The sequence below is a fragment of the Perlabentimonas gracilis genome, assembly GCF_011174675.1.
Lineage (GTDB): Bacteria > Bacteroidota > Bacteroidia > Bacteroidales > Tenuifilaceae > Perlabentimonas > Perlabentimonas gracilis.
The window spans coordinates 78808-96969 of record NZ_JAANIG010000002.1 but is presented as its reverse complement, the minus strand read 5'-3'; the positions used below and the strand labels follow the sequence as shown (position 1 = coordinate 96969).

Below are 18162 nucleotides of genomic sequence, written 5' to 3'. Positions count from 1 at the left end.
TGACCCGCCAGTGGCCTGTCTACCCTGCCTACCGGCAGGCGGCAGGTAGAGCGGGCAGGTTGGTTGGTTGGTTGAATGACCCTGCCTTTGCAGGCCCGCCTGACCGCAGTAGTTGGGCAGGCCCGCCTGACCATAGTAGTCGGGCAGGCAGGCAGGCTGCCATCGTCCGAAGGTTCCTGCCAAGGGCAGGCAAGCCTACCAGAGGCAGATAAACTGGCAGCGTCAATGATTGAATGATTGGCTAGAATGGATACCCTATCCCAAAATGAAACTTAAAATCGTTCCTGTTGTACTTCCTATCAATGGGTATCCAATGCTCATTGTTGTACACAAGCTCTCCGTTATCAATAGAAATAATACCGGGATCGTATAGCTTTATGCCCACATCGAACCTGATGGTGAAAAAGCCAAGGTTTAACCTTATACCTGTGCCTGTTCCCAAGGCAATCTCTTTGTAAAACCTGTCGGGACTAAAAACAGCGCCAGGCCTTTCGTCGTTCTTGGATATTGACCATATATTACCTGCATCTAAGAATAGCGCACCCTCCAACAGCCATACAAGGTTAAAACGATACTCAAAGTTAGCCTCTAGCTTAATATCGGCAGTTTGATTGGGGAACAGAAGCTGATCTTCGATGTAGGAACCGGGGCCTAAACCGCGCGCACTCCATGCTCGGACCCCGGTAGATCCCCCCGAAAAATACTTTTTCTCAAATGGCAAAGCAGCTGAGTTGCCATAGGGCAATCCAGCACCTGCATAAACCCTGTAAACGAAGGTATTATTCTCATCGAGGGATTGATTAAACACGTAGTTTACATCGGTTCTTACGAACTGAGAAAAGTTTGTATTAAAAATCTGATAGGCTCCATCTACCTTTTCAACTTCCATTGCATCAAATAGAGCATTAAGGATATTGCCCGATACCTCAAAGTTGTATCGAAGAACAGAGTAATTTCTCCGGGCCGACGACTGGTTAGAGTAAATAAAATTATACCCCGTAAGGGTTACTACCTGGTTTCGGTAGCTATTTGCTTCATAGCGATCCTTAATCTTATCCCAAAAATCGTCAGATATTGCAAGCAAGTTTATCACGTTAACCTCCAGCGGAGTGAACGTGTGGGTGAATCGGCTCTCGGAACGCCAGGTGTAGCTGTAGTTTGCACCAGCAACTGTTCGTGTGTACTCAGGCCTGTACTGAAAGTTATACGATGCCGTGATTTGTGTCCTGGGGGCATATCTATTTTGATACTCATCGATTTGGAAGGGGCTTAAGAACCTTGGAAAATTCAAACCCACCGAACCTCCCAGCTCATACGAGCCAGTAGTAACCTGGTCGCCCGACAAGAACTGCACCATCCCGCGGAGTCGAGTATCAAATATTTCGGCTCCTTGAAAAAGGTTCTTATGCTGATAGCTAAGGTTTCCTTCAACACCCACATCCGATGCGGTGTTGGTGCCTAACAAATCGACCTGATAGCTTTGCAGCGTATGTGGAGTTAGCTGTATGTAACAATTTAGCTTGCCAAAGTTTAACGAATCGTCAACCATATCATCTCCAAAAGTCAGAAAGTCCGAGCTTTGCCTAACTTCAGGGGTAGAGTCCTCCCTAAAAAATACATTTACAGCCCTGAACAACCTCAAGGAGTTAAGGTTATCCCTAGTTTTTTGCACAATGCTCTCGGAATATACCTGCCCCGGTCGGATTAGATTGGCATTACTAACAGTACTGAGCTTCACTCCAGTGGAAAGGGAATAGACAAATTGCTGATTGTCGAAATGAATGGTATCTAGAAAGTTGCCTTCCTGAAGATAGAAAAACTCTACGGGATCGTAATTTGTGTAAACGAAAACATTACTTATCTGATACTTTCTGTATGGCTGGGTTATGCGTTCTCCAAACTCATTACGAGTAAAGCGTTTTCTAATCACAAGATCGACATCAACCGACTTGCTACTCACACTCGTGTCGGCAGTAAAAGTTACAAAATCACGCGAGAAGAAGAAGTATCCCTGTTCCCTTAGCTTACTCTCAATACGCCTTCGCTCCTCCCTTAGTATATCAATATCGAACCTATCACCACGCTTTATCAACCGATTTGAGGTATCGCTTAACACCACATCTCTTATTAGGCTATCCTCAATAGCATAGTGGATATTTCTAATTCTATGGGGTGCTCCAGGCTTAACATTGTACTGCACTTGAGCTCTTCGCCTACCCAGCCGAGTTGTATCGCTAACATTGGCGCTGTAGAAGCCTTTGCTCTCAAGGTATCGAGCCAAGTTAAGTGCAGTTTGTTGAGTTTGAAATGTGTCGAGAATCACAGGCTCCTCGCCAATCTTTCGAAGCATACCACTAATGCCCTTCTCCTTTTCGGGGTTGGCCATATTAAAAAGTCGTAAATGCAGCCTAAACCCAAGCACACGCTTATTGGGCTTTTGCCTAACGTAGCGGGTTAGTTCGCCCTCTCTAACCTCCCTTTTACGGCTCTCCTCTTGGACAACAATATCAGCCTTATCGAGAAGATACTGGCCTTCGGGGATGTTTTTGGTGACGCTACAAGAGGAGGCCAAAAGCCCAATTAATAGTACTATTGTAGTCCCAAGCGGAATCGCTTGGCTAGAAAAGAAAATTGAAGACTTATTATTTGGCATCAAATTGCGGTAGATTACAGCAAAAATCACAATTCAAATTGTGTGTGAAAGATAATAATTCGCTTTGATAACTCGATTATAATACGATGAAAACCTACTACACAAAACAAGCCATAAGGCTACAAAAAGTGTTAATTCATCAAAAAAAATGGTAGGTTTGCTAAAATTTTTGGGTATGCTTACTGCAAATACAATTAAAACCATTCGTGCATTACAGCAAAAGAAACATCGCAAATTATCGGGGCTATTCGTTGCCGAGGGGCATCGACTGGTATGCGATTTACTTACATCGCCATTAAGGCTAGAGACCATATACCACACAAATAACTGGCAGCCTGACCGCTGCAGCTCGGACAATCGGTTTATTGAGATTAGCCCAAAGGATATGAGTAGGATTAGTGGGCTAAGTACTCCCACCCCAGTTTTGGCCATTGTCCACATACCCGCGCATCAAATCGAAATCAAGCACCTGGATGGCACTCTTGCGCTTGCCCTCGATAATATTCAGGATCCCGGTAATATGGGCACAATAATTCGACTAGCCGATTGGTTTGGCATTAAACATATTATCTGCAGCCACAATACTGCCGACGCATTTGCACCTAAGGTTGTCCAATCTACCATGGGAGCCATTGCCCGGGTTAGCATATTATACACTAACCTGGCCCAGTACCTTGAGGCAGCAAAAGACGCTGGCATAACCATTTATGGAACCTTTTTAGATGGCGAAAACATTTATACGCAACATTTAAACTCTGCTGGAATTATTGTGCTAGGGAACGAAGGTAATGGAATTTCGAATGAGGTTGAGAAATTGGTGAACTCTAGAATTACCATTCCCCACTTTTGTGACGATGAGAACACTAGTGAATCGCTCAACGTTGCAATGGCCACTGCCATTGTCTGCTCGGAGTTCCGAAGCAGATCCATTAAACGCTCATGAATCGGGCAACTGCTTCGGCAGAACGTTCCCCATCAACTGCTGACGATACAATTCCTCCAGCATAGCCTGCCCCCTCGCCCGAGGGAAACAAACCACGCACCTGAACGTGTTCGAGCGTTTCCTCATTACGGGGAATACGGATAGGTGAAGATGTTCTTGACTCTAGGGCAACAATCGTAGCCTCGCTGGTCACAAACCCCTTCATCTTTCTATCGAATTGTCTGAAACCTTCTTGCAACCTACTTGATATCCAGCTAGGCAACCACTCGTTAATGGGCGAAGATGTTAGCCCAGGATGGTAAGAGCAGCTTGGCAATGTAGTCGACACCTTGCCATCAACAAAATCGCTTAGCCTTTGGGCAGGAGCAATTACTCCTTTGCCAAGGCTATGGTTATAAGCTAGCTGCTCAAGATAGGATTGGAACTGCATACCCGCCAATGGTCCAAACTTCTCGTAGCCCTTTAGGTCATCGAGCCTTACCTCCACCACTATACCCGAGTTAGCCCAAGGCGAATTGCGAAGGGAGGGCGACATTCCATTTACCACAATTTCGTTTGACGATGACACGGCTGGCACTATGAACCCTCCGGGACACATACAGAAGGAGTACACCCCTCTACCCTCAACCTGCTGAACCAGCTTATAACTTGCAGCAGGCAGTAGTTCGCCCCTTGATAGCCCATGGTATTGAATGGAATCGATTAATGCCTGTGGATGCTCAACCCTTACGCCCATGGCAAAAGGCTTTGCCTCGAGCAGCACCTTATTTTTCCAAAGCATCTGGTAAACATCACGAGCCGAATGCCCAGTTGCCAATATAACGGCTTTGGCTAAGACGCTAGTGCCATTATTCAATCTAATACCCCTAACTCCTTTGCTATCGGTTAAGACCTCGTCGACCCTACTGCTAAATAAGAAGTTTCCACCGAACTGTTCAATGGTTTTTCGGATAGCCGATATAACTCGGGGGAGCACATTTGTTCCTATATGAGGATGCGCCTCATACAGTATCTCATCTTGCGCTCCATGCTGATGTAGTATTGACAGAATACGATTAATATCGCCCCTTTTCCTTGAACGGGTATAGAGTTTTCCATCCGAGAAGGTTCCAGCGCCTCCCTCACCAAAGGCATAGTTCGATTCAGGATCAAAAGTTGTATTTCTGTTTAGCAAAGCAACATCACGCTTACGGCTCGACACATCCTTCCCACGCTCAACAATTATTGGTTTTAGCCCTAATTCAATAAGCCTAAGTGCAGCAAAAAGGCCAGCTGGGCCTGCTCCCACAATCACCACCTCGGGCTTACTCCTTACATCCTGATATAAATACTTGTGGATGGTATCGGTTACAGACTCCCCCTTGGCGTATACCTGAACGCCAACATTCACCCTAACTTTGCCCCTCCGGGCATCGATTGACTTACGCACGACGTGCACATCGCCTATTGCCGAGGGGTGCTTGCCCAGCTTACGGCTTACCTGCTGCAAAATACTCTCAGCCGATGACGCCTGCTGTGGACTAAGGTCAAAAGTTAACTCAATGGGCATTTCAAGAGAGCTATTCGAAATGAAACGAAAGGGTTATTACCTGTGATTTTAGCCTGTGAATGGCTTCGGTGTACTTAATCTCCTGATCAGTAAGCTGCTGATAGTTGGGCGGGGCAATTGCGTTTCGATAGCCAGATGAGAACTTAAGCTCGGTGGAAAATTTGAAGAAGGTGAGGAAAAAATCAAGACCAAATCCAACCTCATAGTATATATCGCCTTTTATCAACCTTATGTAAACACCCTCCTCGATATTTAGCTTCTTGTAGGCAGCCATATCAATCCTAAAGTTGGTGCCAGCTATCAGGTATGGCCTTGTGTTCCACTTTCGCACTGCGGCATACTTAATCAGCAGAGGCATTTCAATGTAGGATGACTCAAGTTGCATCACTGTGGGCTCAACCTTTGGATCTTTGTCGTAGAAGTACAGGTCACGTTGTCCGAATGCCAAGCCGGGGAGGAATCGAAGATGTAGAGTGGGTATAATCCTAAAGTCGCTAACAACATTCACGTTAAAGCCGGGATACAGCGTACTGTTGTCAACAAAAATTGAATCGAACTGATTAACGCTACTCATAATCTGAAAATCCATGAAGTTTACCCCTAAGGAAAACCCGAAGCGCAATCGTTTCTCAAAATCATAGTCGGGATCGTTGAGGATTGGCTGGGGCTTGAGTTGGGAATATCCAACCATTCCTACACCAAAGAATAGCATTAGAAAGAATATGAAAACACTGGATTTTCTCATAAAAAAGTAGAATGCACAACAATAACGATTGAACAGGCTAATTATTATTGATTTGACTAAAACCTATACATATAAAGTATCCACGCTATGGCTTGGTTGCAGTATAAATTGCCGCTATACCAAAACTTTGCTGAACATATTGTGCATTTTTAAAACCTGACTGCTCTAACAGTTCATTAAAACTTTCTCTTTCGTTAAATGCCTGTACCGACATTGGAAGGTAAGTATATGCTGTTTTATGTCCAGACACCAACTTTCCCACCCACGGAAGCACCCTACTGAAGTAGAATTTATAGAGCCATCCAATTACGGCGTACTTTGGAGTGGTAAACTCAAGCACACTAATGGTTCCACCTGACTTTAAAACTCGTTGCATTTCCGACAGTCCCTTAATGGGATCTTCAAAGTTACGTACCCCAAAGGCAACCATAGCGGCATCGAACAAACCATTAGAGAAGGGGAGATCTAAGGAAGTTGCCTTTTGCATCGTGATCCGCTGATCGAGCTTTAGTTTTTTCAACTTTCTTCGACCAAACTCAAGCATCTCATCGGCAATATCAACACCAACTATCTGCACTTCGGGTAATCTTTTGGCCAATGCAATGGAAAGATCGGCAGTGCCAGTGGCCACATCAAGCACATGCTTAGCGTTTTGCTTAGCAATACTCTTAACCAACCTTTTTCTCCAGAGCTTATCAATGCCAAAGCTTAGTAGGTGGTTCAAAAAGTCGTACTTGGGGGCAATGCCATTGAACATGGCCTCAACCTGCTGTTCCTGAACGGTGAAATTGCTCACGGTATTCTTGATAATTTGCTACTTGCCAGTAATAAGTTCACCCAGCCTATTGTTATACTCCTGCTTCATGTCGGAGATGAATCCAAATGAAATATCATCAACCCTCACCTCGGATTTGGTAACGTGGCCAAGGGTGGTGAAAGGCACACCGCTCTCCATCATATGATCGATGAACTGCGTTTCGCGAGAGGGAGATACGGTAACAACCACGCGTCCCTGCGCCTCTCCAAACAGAAATGCATCGGGTCGGATCTCTGCGTCAGTTGTGATATCGAAACCAAGGTTGCGAGGAGCAGCGCACTCGAATAGGGCTACAAATAGGCCACCATCGGAAACATCATTTGCTGACTGTACCAGGTTCCTTCGGATAAGTTGGCTAACAACTTCCTGAACTTGGTATTCCTCTTCCAAGTTGAAGTAGGGTGCTGGCGAAGCTTTCACCCCATGGTACGAATTCAGATACTCAGACGATGCAATGTCGTTAAATGATCGGCCAATAAGGTAGATCATATGCCCCTTATCCTTAAAGGCTAGCGTTGTGTGATGATTCTTATTCTCGAGCAATCCAAGCATACCAATGGTTGGCGTTGGAAACACAGCCTCATCCCTACCCCCAATGGTAGATTGGTTGTAGAAACTTACATTCCCACCTGTTACAGGGGTACCAAATTTCTCGCAGGCTTTGCCCATACCCTTTATTGCATTTACAAACTGCCAGTAAATCTCAGGTTTATATGGATTACCAAAGTTCAAGCAGTTGGTTATAGCCAGTGGCTTACCGCCTGTACAAACAATGTTGCGTGAAGCCTCAGCAACAGCTATCATTGCACCAACCTCAGGGTCGGCCTTTACATAGCGTGAGTTACAGTCAACAGTAAGCACAAGCGCTTTATTTGTTCCTTTAACATTCACAACTGCAGCCGATGAGGGAAAGTTGGTGGTCATATTTCGGGTTCCCACCATGCTATCGTACTGCTCGTAAACCCAACGTTTTGAGGCTATATTTGGATGGCTCAACAGCATACGTGCCACTTCCTGAAGATCTTGAGGTTCTGAAACGGCGTTAATATCGAACTTTTTATACTCTTGGTAGTAAGCAGGCTCGCGAAACTCCCTTTCGTAAACAGGAGCACCTCCGCCAAGCACGAGCGATTCGGCGGGAACATCGGCAACCTTTTCGCCTTGCCAGAAAAACTCTAACCTATCCCCTTCTGTTACTTCGCCTATTTGAACACAATTTAAATCCCATTTCTTGTATACGGCCTCTACATCGGCCTCGCGCCCCTTCTCCACCACAATAAGCATTCGCTCCTGCGATTCGGATAGCAATATCTCCCACGCCTCAATATTTTGCTGACGTAGCGGAACCTTGCTCAAGTCTACCTTCATCCCACATCCACCTTTCTCCGACATCTCGGAGGTGGAGCAAATAATACCTGCAGCGCCCATATCTTGCATACCCACAATAGCTCCTGTTTTGATGACCTCAAGGCTTGCCTCCAGCAGTAGCTTCTCCATAAATGGGTCGCCAACCTGAATAGAAGGTATATCATCGGCAGAGTCCTCTGTAATGTCGGCTGAAGCAAATGTACTGCCATGAATACCGTCCTTACCAGTTGAAGACCCCACAATAAACACTGGATTGCCTACTCCCTTGGATATGGCCGAAACCACCATATCTTTATCAACAATACCGACCGACATGGCATTAACCAATGGATTGGTGTTATACGACTCGTCAAAGAACACTTCGCCTCCTACAACAGGAACACCGAAAGCATTTCCGTAATCGCCTATACCTTTAACCACGCCTTTGATGTGCCACTTGGTCCTATCGAGCGAAATATCACCAAAACGTAACGAGTTGAGCTGGGCAATTGGGCGAGCCCCCATGGTGAATATGTCACGGTTAATCCCCCCTACACCTGTTGCAGCACCCTGGTATGGTTCTACGGCACATGGGTGGTTATGCGATTCGATCTTAAAAGCACATGCCAATCCGTCGCCCAAATCAACCAAACCGGCATTCTCTGCACCGGCTTCAGCCAAGATTGCCTCGCCCTTGCGTGGAAGGGTTTTAATCCACTTGATTGAATTCTTGTAGGAGGCGTGCTCGCTCCACATCACGGCAAATATGCTAAGCTCTGTGAAGTTTGGTTCGCGTCCAAGAATTTGCTTAATCATCTCAAACTCTTCAGGCAGGAGGCCTAACTCTCTAGCGGTATCAACAGTAACTTCCATGGTATATTTTTAAAGTATTAAATTCCGAGCCAAAAATACTAACAATATATGATACTATTTAAAAGTTTTAAATGTTTTTGGGCTTAGCGAAGCTAAAGTACAGCCGCTAACCCTTTCCATAAACCAATGGCTACAACACTAGCTATCATAGCACAAAGGCAAGGATTAGAATGACAAATTGCGCGCTGTTAACATCCTGTTAAAAAAAAATCGGGGGCTCACACCCCCGACTCAAATCAATCTATTCGTACACTGCTATCACAAAACCTTTGGGGATTCGCTCTCCCTCCTTTACGTTTATGGTTTTGATTACTCCCGGAAAGGGACATAGCACCTTGTTCTGCATCTTCATTGCCTCAAAAATCATCAAAAGATCTCCTGGCTGTACCTTATCACCTTCGTTTACAGCAATGCTTATAATGGTACCCGGGATAAACGACTTAAGCTCCTTGAGCTTAGGGGCTTCCCATTTAACGCGCATCTCGTTCTTACGCGAGGTGAGGGTTCTGTACTTGGTCCCCTCAACCACCATCATCTTAAAGTCTGGATGATCTGCAATTTTAGGCTTTACTGAAGTTTTTTTCTTGGTTTTATTATCTTTTACCATGGCTTCAGATTTTTAGAATGGAGGAATTCCATGCTTCTTCCAAGGTTTATCAACCACTTTACTTACCGAAACATCGAGGGCATGAATAAGTAGCTTACGAGTTTCGGAGGGTTCAATTACCGTATCGATATAGCCCTTGGCTGCGGCCACATATGGGTTTGCAAACTTCTCTTTGTACTCCTTCACCTTGAGACGACGCATTTTATCGGGATCTTCAGCCTCAGTAATCTCCTTACGGAATATAATGTTAGCTGCACCCTCTGGCCCCATAACGGCAATCTCGGCACCGGGCCAAGCAAATACAAAGTCGGCACGTAGGTGACGCGAGCTCATAGCGATGTAACCTCCACCATAAGCTTTACGAAGGATTACGGTGATTTTGGGTACGGTGGCCTCACTGTATGCGTATAGCATTTTGGCTCCGTGACGGATTACACCGGCATGCTCCTGATCGACACCGGGCAAATAACCAGGCAGGTCAACTAGAGTGATTAGTGGGATGCTGAAGGCGTTGCAGTAACGGATAAAACGTGCGGCCTTGTCGGACGAGTCTACATCCAACACACCTGCTAGCATCAAGGGCTGGTTTGCCACAAAGCCAACGGTGTCGCCATTGATACGGCCAAATCCTACCACAATGTTTGCTGCCCAGTACTCCTGCACCTCAAAGAAATCGGAGTCATCAGCAACAGAACGGATTACGTCGCGCACGTCGTAGGGTTGCTTTGGATCACCTGGTACAATCTCATCGATATTGAACTCGGGCTTAGGATCCTTGGGCTCGAACTTGCGCGCCTTACGCGTGTTGTTCCAGGGGATATAGGTGATAAGCTTTTTAATCTGGTCAAAGCATTCCATCTCGCTTTCGGCAAAAAAGTGTGCATTACCAGTAATCTCGGAGTGAACCCGAGCACCACCCAGCTCCTCCATAGATATCTCCTCGCCCAGCACAGTTTTTATAACCTCTGGACCAGTGATAAACATTTTGGAGATGTTATCCACAGTGAATACAAAATCAGTTAGAGCAGGCGAATACACCGCACCACCAGCGCAAGGGCCCAAAATAACTGAAATTTGAGGTATAACACCACTGGCCAGCGTATTGCGGAAGAAAATTTCGCCGTAACCGGCAAGGGAGTTAACCCCCTCCTGAATACGTGCTCCACCAGAGTCGTTAATACCAATAAGTGGTATGCGCATCTTAAGCGCATAATCCATAATTTTTGTAATCTTTCGGGCGTGCATCAACCCGAGCGATCCCCCAGCAACAGTAAAATCCTGTGCAAAAATAGCAACGGGCGCACCGTAAATTGTACCAGTACCAATGATAACCCCATCGCCGTGTAATACTTTGGATTCCATTCCAAAGTCGCGTGCTTCATGCTCAACAAAGAGATCGTACTCGTTGAATGAATCCTCATCGAGAAGGGCAATAACACGCTCGCGAGCGGTAAGCTTGCCCATGGCCTGCTGCTTGGCAATTGCCTTTTCGCCGCCACCCTGAAGGATCTCCTCCTTTCGCTTTTGAAGCTCTAAGATTTTTCTTTTTAAAGGCATAATATTCCTTTATTGGTTAATATTTTAGGTTGCCAACCCAATAAAAAATACTGGCGAAATACGCCACAACATTAGTAAATCATTCTTAAAAATGACTCATAGTAGCCTAGCTTTTTGACAAAAAAAGTGTTACCCATACTGTATTTCAAACAGTTGTGCAAAGGGCGTAAAGAAAAATTCTGTTTTCACCGAAAACAACTGTACTTCTTTGTTTACAAAGATGTTAGGGTATATTTGTTTTGCACTACAGATTCTCGGGAGTGGGAATTCTGAAGATTTTGGCTTGCAAAAACTGTTCAATTTGCTTAAAAAGTTTTTGATCCATTTTGTTCACAAAGGTAAGGGCCACTCCATCGGATGAGGCTCGAGCTGTTCGACCAATCCGGTGAACGTAATCCTCAGGATCGTGGGGCACATCGTAATTGACAATCAAATCGATATCCTCAATATCAATTCCCCGAGCAATGATATCGGTTGCAACAAGAATTTGAAACTTGCGATTACGAAACTTGCGCAGCACATCCTCGCGCTCTTTCTGCTCTAGGTCGGAGTGGATGGCAAGCACACTCATCGATTCATTTTTCAAGGATTTTTCGATACTCCGCACCTTAATTTTGGTGGATGCGAATACAATGGCACTTTTCACATGCTCTTTTCCCTTAAGCAGATGCGATAGCAAACCTATCTTTTTGGAATCTTCAATAATGTATGCCGCCTGCAGCACGTTCTCGGCTGGCTTAGATATGGCTATATTGATTTCGATGGGGTTACTCATAATTTTTTTAGCCATCCCCCTAATGTTGGTGGGCATAGTGGCCGAAAAAAGTAGTGTTTGGCGCTTCACGGGGAGTAGCTTCACTATCTCCATAATATCTTCGTAAAATCCCATATCGAGCATCCTATCAGCCTCGTCGAGCACAAGGTGTTCAACCCTGTCGAGGGAAACATACCCCATGCGGATATGCTGAATTAGCCTACCGGGAGTTGCTATAATAAAATCGGCTCCGTTCTGAATTGCTATGCGTTGCTGTTCCCAGGTAAGGCTATCGTTTCCGCCATATACCGCTACAGAGCTAACGGGAGCATAATATCCAAAACCTTCGAGCTGCTGATCGATTTGCATTGCCAGCTCCCTAGTGGGCACAATAACCAACGTGTTGGTATAGTTTAGCCGCATGGGTAACGACGACAACTTATTCATAATGGGCAGTATAAAGGCTGCTGTTTTCCCTGTTCCTGTTTGAGCACAAGAAATTACATCCTTCCCCTCCATAATTGGGGGGATGGACTGTTGCTGTACGGGCGTGGGAGTGTTAAACCCCATTGCGTTAATGCCATCCATTATGGCAGTATGAAAACCAAATTCGTTAAATTTCAAATGTTCAGACAATTAAGTGATCAATAAGTAAAAAAGATTGTAGTAATAGTAGGAGTAATTTCTTTTTGAATCAACTCTAAAATATTTTACGGTGCAAATGTAGCTAAAAATAAAACGACATTGAGCAGTTGCAATCATTATATTGATAATCAGCAGAAATCGAGTGAAGAGGTTTGCAGTAATAATTTAAATTTAAAGTCACTATCTTTGTTGCGCTATTTTAACCTCTTTCTAATGAAGCAAACCTACAAGCACATATTCTGGGATCTAGACCGTACACTTTGGGACTTTGAGCAAAATATGCGGATTACGCTTAAGGATATTTTCGAAAACCACAATCTAAAAAAAGCAATTCCATCGCCCGACCACTTTATTGACACTTTTGTGGAACATAACAACAAGCTATGGGCTAGCTACCAACGTGGTGCGATGAAAAAGGAGGTGCTTCGTTTTAAACGTTTTGAGGTTACGCTTAAGGATTATGGTATAAGAGACAAGGTTCTAGCCGAGGTTATTGGCGATGAGTACATCAACGAGAGCCCAAAGAAAACGGCCCTAATCCCCCACTCCATTGAGATACTCGATTATCTCCACAGCAAGTACAAGCTACACATAATAACTAATGGTTTTAACGAGGTGCAATTCACCAAGCTTAAGCTATGCGGAATTGAAAAATACTTCGATAAGGTAGTAACCTCAGAGATATCGGGTTATCACAAACCACGCTCCGAAGCATTTGGCTACACCCTAGCCTCAGCCAATGCAAAAAAGCAGGAAAGCATTATGATTGGAGATGATATTGAGGCAGATATAATTGGTGCACAAAGGTTTGGCATAAACCAAGTTTACTTCAATCCCAGTGGGACTCCTCACAACGAGAAACCTACACATGAAATAGATAACCTTTTAGACCTGAAAAAAATTTTGTAGGCAACACAGAAAAAGGACAAACTCAAAGCCAATAAGCATCGCTTTTTAGTAAGGTATCTCGTCGTCGGATATGGGGCCAGTTAGAAAATCGAAATCGGAATTGGCCGATGCTGGCAATGGATCCTCATTCATTTTCGATCCAAAGGTAACTGCCTGAGAGGCAGCAGGTGCAGCATACGGAGCATACTCCATATCATCAAGATCGGAGAACTTGGCCTGCTCCTTACGGAACCTTAGACGAATATCGCCCACAGCACCGTTACGATGCTTAGCCACGATAATCTCGGCCAACCCAATCAGCGAGTTGCCCTCCTCATCCTCATTAAAACCGTAGTACTCGGGCCTATGGATGAACAGAACCATATCGGCATCCTGCTCAATGGCACCAGATTCACGAAGATCCGATAGCTGGGGTCGTTTATTTCCTCCTCGAGTTTCCACCGATCGGTTAAGCTGTGATAGTGCCAGAATGGGAACGTTGAGCTCCTTAGCTATGGCTTTTAACGAGCGAGATATTGTACTCACCTCCTGCTCCCTGTTTCCTCGGGTATCGGTGGGCCCAGTCATTAGCTGAAGGTAATCGATAATTATTATACCAATATCGTGCTGCGATTTGAGCCTACGACACTTCGCCCTGAGCTCGAAAATTGATAGTGCAGGAGTATCGTCGATCAGAATCCTTGAGTTTTGCAAATCACCAATCTTCACTGTTAGCTGAGTCCACTCCTGGGGTGTTAGCTTACCGTTTCGAATTTTTTCATGCGAGATACCAGACTCACTAACTATAAGCCTATTCACGAGCTGAATGCTCGACATCTCAAGCGAAAAAAATGCAACGGACACATCATGGTCCACAGCCATATTACGAGCCATTGAGAGAACGAAAGCCGTTTTACCCATCGATGGGCGAGCGGCCACAATAACCAAATCGGATGGTTGCCAACCCGAGGTCATACGGTCGAGTTCAGAAAAACCACAGGGCACACCGCTAAGCCCGTCCTCACGTTTGCCTGCCTCCTCAAGGTTTTTAAGGGCTTCGTTAACCAGCATGCTAATTGGAGCCGTTTCGCGCTTAATGTTACCCTCGGCAACCTTAAAAAGCTCCATCTCCGAGTAGTCGAGCAAATCATCTACATCAACCGTGTCGTCAAAGGCCTTAGCCTGTATATCGCTTGATACCCTAATAAGCTCACGCTGAATGTACTTTTGGGCAATAATCTTGGAGTGATACTCGACGTGCGCTGCAGAACCAACCCTAGATGTAAGCTGGGCCAAGTACACGGCTCCACCTACCTCGTCTAGCTCCTCCTTTTTGCGTAGCTCTTCGGTTACTGTATAAAGGTCGATGGGTTCGAGCTTGGTAGATAATTCGACAATTGCGCTAAATATTTTCTGGTGATTCTCCTTATAAAAGCTTTCGGGTTTGATAACATCGAGTACGGTTATCACAGCATCTTTTTCCACCATTAGTGCTCCTAGCACTGCTTCCTCAATATCGAGTGCTTGTGGTGGCACCTTACCCATATCAAGCCCCACCAAATTAGTAGAGTTCGTCTTCTTATTATACGCTCGCTTTTCGGCCATTGAAACAATTTTTTATTTACAAAAATAGGTAAGATGTATAGGAATCTATAAAATTTTGGGAAAGGGTTATCAACAAATTTACATAAAGCTGATTATCAGGAGCATTGAACCCATTGGGTTTTATTAGGGGTAAGCAATCGTATCATTGCCAAAATGGCTACACACCTCTGCCCTTAAAAACCGTGATTAGGGTGTAAATCATTATTTTAAAATCGACAAAAAGCGACATGTTCTCAATATACAGCAGGTCATACTTAAGCCTTTCAATCATCTCCTCAACATTCTCGGCATACCCATACTTAACCTGACCCCACGAGGTTATTCCGGGTTTCACCTTTTGCAAGTGGATATAATGAGGAGCCTCCTTTACAATCTGATCGATGTAAAACTGTCGTTCGGGTCTTGGGCCAACAAGCGACATATCGCCTTTAAGCACATTCCAAAAGTTGGGAATTTCATCGAAACGGGTTTTGCGGAGGAAACGCCCCAGCGGAGTAATTCGTTTGTCGTTTTTGGTAGATAATGCGGGGCCATTGGCCTCGGCATCGATATACATAGACCTGAACTTGTATATGTTAAAAGGCCTGCCGTACTGGCCAACCCGCTCCTGCGAAAACAGGATTGGCCCTCTTGAGGTAATTTTTATTGCCGCTGCAATAACAATAATTACCGGCAAAAGGATTAGTAGTGCGGTGAGTGATGCAAAAAGATCGATTAGCTGCTTGATCTTTTGCTGCCAGATAGGCATGAGGGCAAAAGATATATGTATTAGAGGAGTTCCAAATATTTGCGACATTTTCACCCTACCGGTTAAGAAGTCGTACATACTTGGGGTGGCCTTAACTGAAACATTGAGCATTAACAACTCATTTACAATGGCACTAAGTTGCTTGTTGTCCTTATGGTCCAAAGCCAAGATCAGCTCATCAATACTATGCTGATGAATAACGTTGCGAATGTTGGAGCAATTGCCGAAATTAGGCAACTCACGCGCCAAGCTCTCATTCTCTTTTTTACCAAGTCCAACATAGCCTACCACCTTGTTCCCAAGAGGGATCTTCTCTTCTAAAATTTCCCGGTGCACCTTGTATGCGTTATCACCATCGCCCACAATAAGGGTTGGAAACACTAACCTTCGGGTTCGTATTCGGCGAGTTGTAAGTGATGTTAGTATTAATCGGGGGAAATAGGTGCAGGCAAACTGCAAAATCAAAAGGGTGAAAAAGAGATGATAGTAGCTTTTGTAGGACGCAACAAAATCATCGAGGAGTAGGAGAAAGAAGATTATAACTGACCCCAGAAGGGTTATCCCCAGTGAAAGCCCCAACTCCTTTAGCCTAGAGCGCCGGAGAACATCGCGGTAAAAACCGGAAACAAAGAACAAAAACACCCAAAACAAAGGAAGGGCTACAAGGCCAATAATCACATTTACATCTAAATAAAAATCCACATCGTAGCCAAACAGCTGGGGCTCAACAACCATTTTTCGGTAGCGATGAAATAGCAGCCAAGCCACAAACGACCCGATAAGGTCGAATGCAACATACTTAATAACTTGAATTCTTTTATTCACTATTGGGAGTGGGTTTCGTTGCTCCGAAAATAGTTAATTATGCCAGATTATACTAGTGGCCAGCAAAAAATGTATGCAAAAAAGCAAAAATGGGATGTTAGTATGTAGGTGTACCGAAACTCCTGCTGTTAGCTTTTTTCACAACGGTTTAAGCACTATCTTTGCGGAAAGAATTGCATTAACAAATAATCGACTTAATTCAACACCTAACTATGGAGGACTCATTTAGGCACAAAGGATTGCGAAAGAAACTGGTTGACGAAATCCGTAGCAAAGGAATAAAATGCGAGAGAGTGCTTGCTGCCATTAATACTGTGCCTAGACACCTATTCATGGAGAGTGGTTTTCTCAACTTTTCGTACAAGGATTCTGCTTTCCCCATTGGAGCGGGGCAAACCATTTCTCAACCATACACCGTAGCATTCCAAACCGAACTACTTGATATTAAACCTCTGGAAAAGGTTTTAGAAATTGGCACAGGATCGGGCTACCAAACCGCAGTGCTTTTAGAGATGGGCGCAAAAGTATATACCATCGAAAGGCAGCATGAGCTGTACGTGAGATCGAAAACGTTGCTCGAAAAGCTAAACTACACCCCGCATTTCTTTTACGGCGATGGGTACAAAGGCAAACCCACATATGGCCCTTACCATAAAATATTAGTTACAGCCGGTGCTCCCGAAATCCCCGCAGACCTAATTAAGCAGCTTATGGTTGGGGGTAAAATGGTTATACCCGTTGGCGATAGCACAGGGCAAAAGATGATGATGGTGGAAAAAATATCAGAAACTGAAACCCGAATTTCGAACCATGGGCGCTTTGCATTTGTTCCTATGCTAAAAGGCACCAGCAAGTAGTAGAATTCCAAATCATATCAAAATGACAACTATTAAAACTTTTGTGTTCAACCCCTTCCAAGAAAACACATACCTACTATTCGACGAGACTAAGGAGTGTATTATAGTAGACACTGGGTGCCATAGCCAGGAAGAGCAGCAAGAACTCAGCAACTTTATTGAGGAAAACGGGTTGCAGCCTAAGCTGGCAGTGATAACCCACGGGCATGTTGATCATGTTATGGGCGTCGCGTACATACAGAAACAATACAAGCTTGATATAGCTGGTAACCCGGAGGATCTGCCACTTTTGCAAATGGCTACCACGCAAGCTATGATGTATGGCATGACCATTGATGATGTACCATCAATTAGCATTAACCTTAACGAGGGGGATGTGGTTGCATTTGGCAACACCAAGTTGAGTGTAATACAAACCCCTGGGCACTCCAAAGGCTGTATATGTTTGCATAACTCGGAGGAGAACTACCTCCTATCAGGCGATACGCTATTTAGAGGTTCCATAGGGCGAACCGATCTGCCTGGGGGAAACTACGAAGAGATAATTGAAAGCATAAAAGATAAATTGCTACCACTGGCTCCAGAAACTAGGGTTTACCCTGGTCACGGCGAACCAACCACCATTAGCTGGGAGAAAGAGAACAACCCATTCCTAACCTAATCGTGCCTAATTTTAATATCTGAAGCCACTTTTACTTTCTGTTTTAAAAAATCAGTATCGAGTACATGAAAATGTGTAAGCAATTTTC

The 18162-nt window shown here is 44.7% G+C and carries 14 protein-coding genes; 4 read left to right on the top strand and 10 right to left on the bottom strand.

Annotated elements, in window-relative coordinates; translation table 11 throughout:
* Window positions 1-241: 241 nt before the first annotated feature.
* A complete protein-coding gene (tamL, locus tag G8O23_RS01735) occupies window positions 242-2653 on the bottom strand; it encodes a translocation and assembly module lipoprotein TamL (RefSeq protein ID WP_166361125.1) in 2412 nt (803 codons plus the stop codon).
* Between the two features lie 175 nt (window positions 2654-2828).
* Here tamL and G8O23_RS01730 point away from each other — a divergent pair, with 175 nt between their 5' ends.
* Window positions 2829-3596 (top strand): TrmH family RNA methyltransferase, encoded by a 768-nt coding sequence (locus G8O23_RS01730; RefSeq protein WP_166361123.1) that lies wholly within the window; start codon window positions 2829-2831, stop codon window positions 3594-3596.
* Here the strand turns inward: G8O23_RS01730 and G8O23_RS01725 are convergent.
* From G8O23_RS01725 to G8O23_RS01695, 7 genes are all read right to left on the bottom strand, one after another.
* Entirely contained in the window at window positions 3583-5145 is a 1563-nt protein-coding gene (locus G8O23_RS01725; RefSeq protein WP_166361121.1) for an NAD(P)/FAD-dependent oxidoreductase, read from the bottom strand. The two genes, G8O23_RS01730 and G8O23_RS01725, sit on opposite strands and share 14 nt — an antisense overlap.
* A gap of 10 nt (window positions 5146-5155) precedes the next feature.
* Window positions 5156-5890 (bottom strand): type IX secretion/gliding motility protein PorT/SprT, encoded by a 735-nt coding sequence (gene porT / locus G8O23_RS01720; RefSeq protein ID WP_166361119.1) that lies wholly within the window; start codon window positions 5888-5890, stop codon window positions 5156-5158.
* A gap of 85 nt (window positions 5891-5975) precedes the next feature.
* Window positions 5976-6686 carry a bifunctional demethylmenaquinone methyltransferase/2-methoxy-6-polyprenyl-1,4-benzoquinol methylase UbiE gene (ubiE, locus tag G8O23_RS01715; RefSeq protein WP_219932368.1) on the bottom strand — a complete coding sequence of 237 codons (711 nt, stop codon included), beginning with the start codon at window positions 6684-6686 and terminating at the stop codon, window positions 5976-5978.
* Between the two features lie 18 nt (window positions 6687-6704).
* The gene (purL, locus tag G8O23_RS01710) at window positions 6705-8927 is read right to left on the bottom strand and encodes a phosphoribosylformylglycinamidine synthase subunit PurL (RefSeq protein WP_166361117.1); all 2223 of its coding nucleotides are present in this window, start codon (window positions 8925-8927) and stop codon (window positions 6705-6707) included.
* A gap of 241 nt (window positions 8928-9168) precedes the next feature.
* Entirely contained in the window at window positions 9169-9534 is a 366-nt protein-coding gene (locus tag G8O23_RS01705; protein WP_166361115.1) for an acetyl-CoA carboxylase biotin carboxyl carrier protein subunit, read from the bottom strand.
* Window positions 9535-9546: 12 nt separating this feature from the next.
* A complete protein-coding gene (locus tag G8O23_RS01700; protein ID WP_166361113.1) occupies window positions 9547-11091 on the bottom strand; it encodes an acyl-CoA carboxylase subunit beta in 1545 nt (514 codons plus the stop codon).
* Between the two features lie 244 nt (window positions 11092-11335).
* Window positions 11336-12469 carry a DEAD/DEAH box helicase gene (locus tag G8O23_RS01695; RefSeq protein ID WP_166361111.1) on the bottom strand — a complete coding sequence of 378 codons (1134 nt, stop codon included), beginning with the start codon at window positions 12467-12469 and terminating at the stop codon, window positions 11336-11338.
* Window positions 12470-12703: 234 nt separating this feature from the next.
* Between G8O23_RS01695 and G8O23_RS01690 the strand changes: the two genes are divergently transcribed.
* Complete coding sequence (locus tag G8O23_RS01690; protein WP_166361109.1) at window positions 12704-13399, top strand: YjjG family noncanonical pyrimidine nucleotidase; 696 nt, start codon at window positions 12704-12706, stop codon at window positions 13397-13399.
* Between the two features lie 45 nt (window positions 13400-13444).
* Here the strand turns inward: G8O23_RS01690 and dnaB are convergent, their stop codons facing one another.
* Complete coding sequence (gene dnaB, locus G8O23_RS01685; protein ID WP_166361107.1) at window positions 13445-14983, bottom strand: replicative DNA helicase; 1539 nt, start codon at window positions 14981-14983, stop codon at window positions 13445-13447.
* Between the two features lie 157 nt (window positions 14984-15140).
* Window positions 15141-16556, bottom strand: coding sequence for a sugar transferase (locus tag G8O23_RS01680; RefSeq protein ID WP_166361105.1), 1416 nt, complete (start codon window positions 16554-16556; stop codon window positions 15141-15143).
* 212 nt (window positions 16557-16768) lie between these two features.
* Between G8O23_RS01680 and G8O23_RS01675 the strand changes: the two genes are divergently transcribed.
* Both G8O23_RS01675 and G8O23_RS01670 read left to right on the top strand, forming a co-directional pair.
* Entirely contained in the window at window positions 16769-17413 is a 645-nt protein-coding gene (locus G8O23_RS01675) for a protein-L-isoaspartate(D-aspartate) O-methyltransferase (protein ID WP_166361103.1), read from the top strand.
* A gap of 22 nt (window positions 17414-17435) precedes the next feature.
* Window positions 17436-18074 carry an MBL fold metallo-hydrolase gene (locus G8O23_RS01670; RefSeq protein ID WP_166361101.1) on the top strand — a complete coding sequence of 213 codons (639 nt, stop codon included), beginning with the start codon at window positions 17436-17438 and terminating at the stop codon, window positions 18072-18074.
* The last annotated feature ends 88 nt before the right edge of the window (window positions 18075-18162 follow it).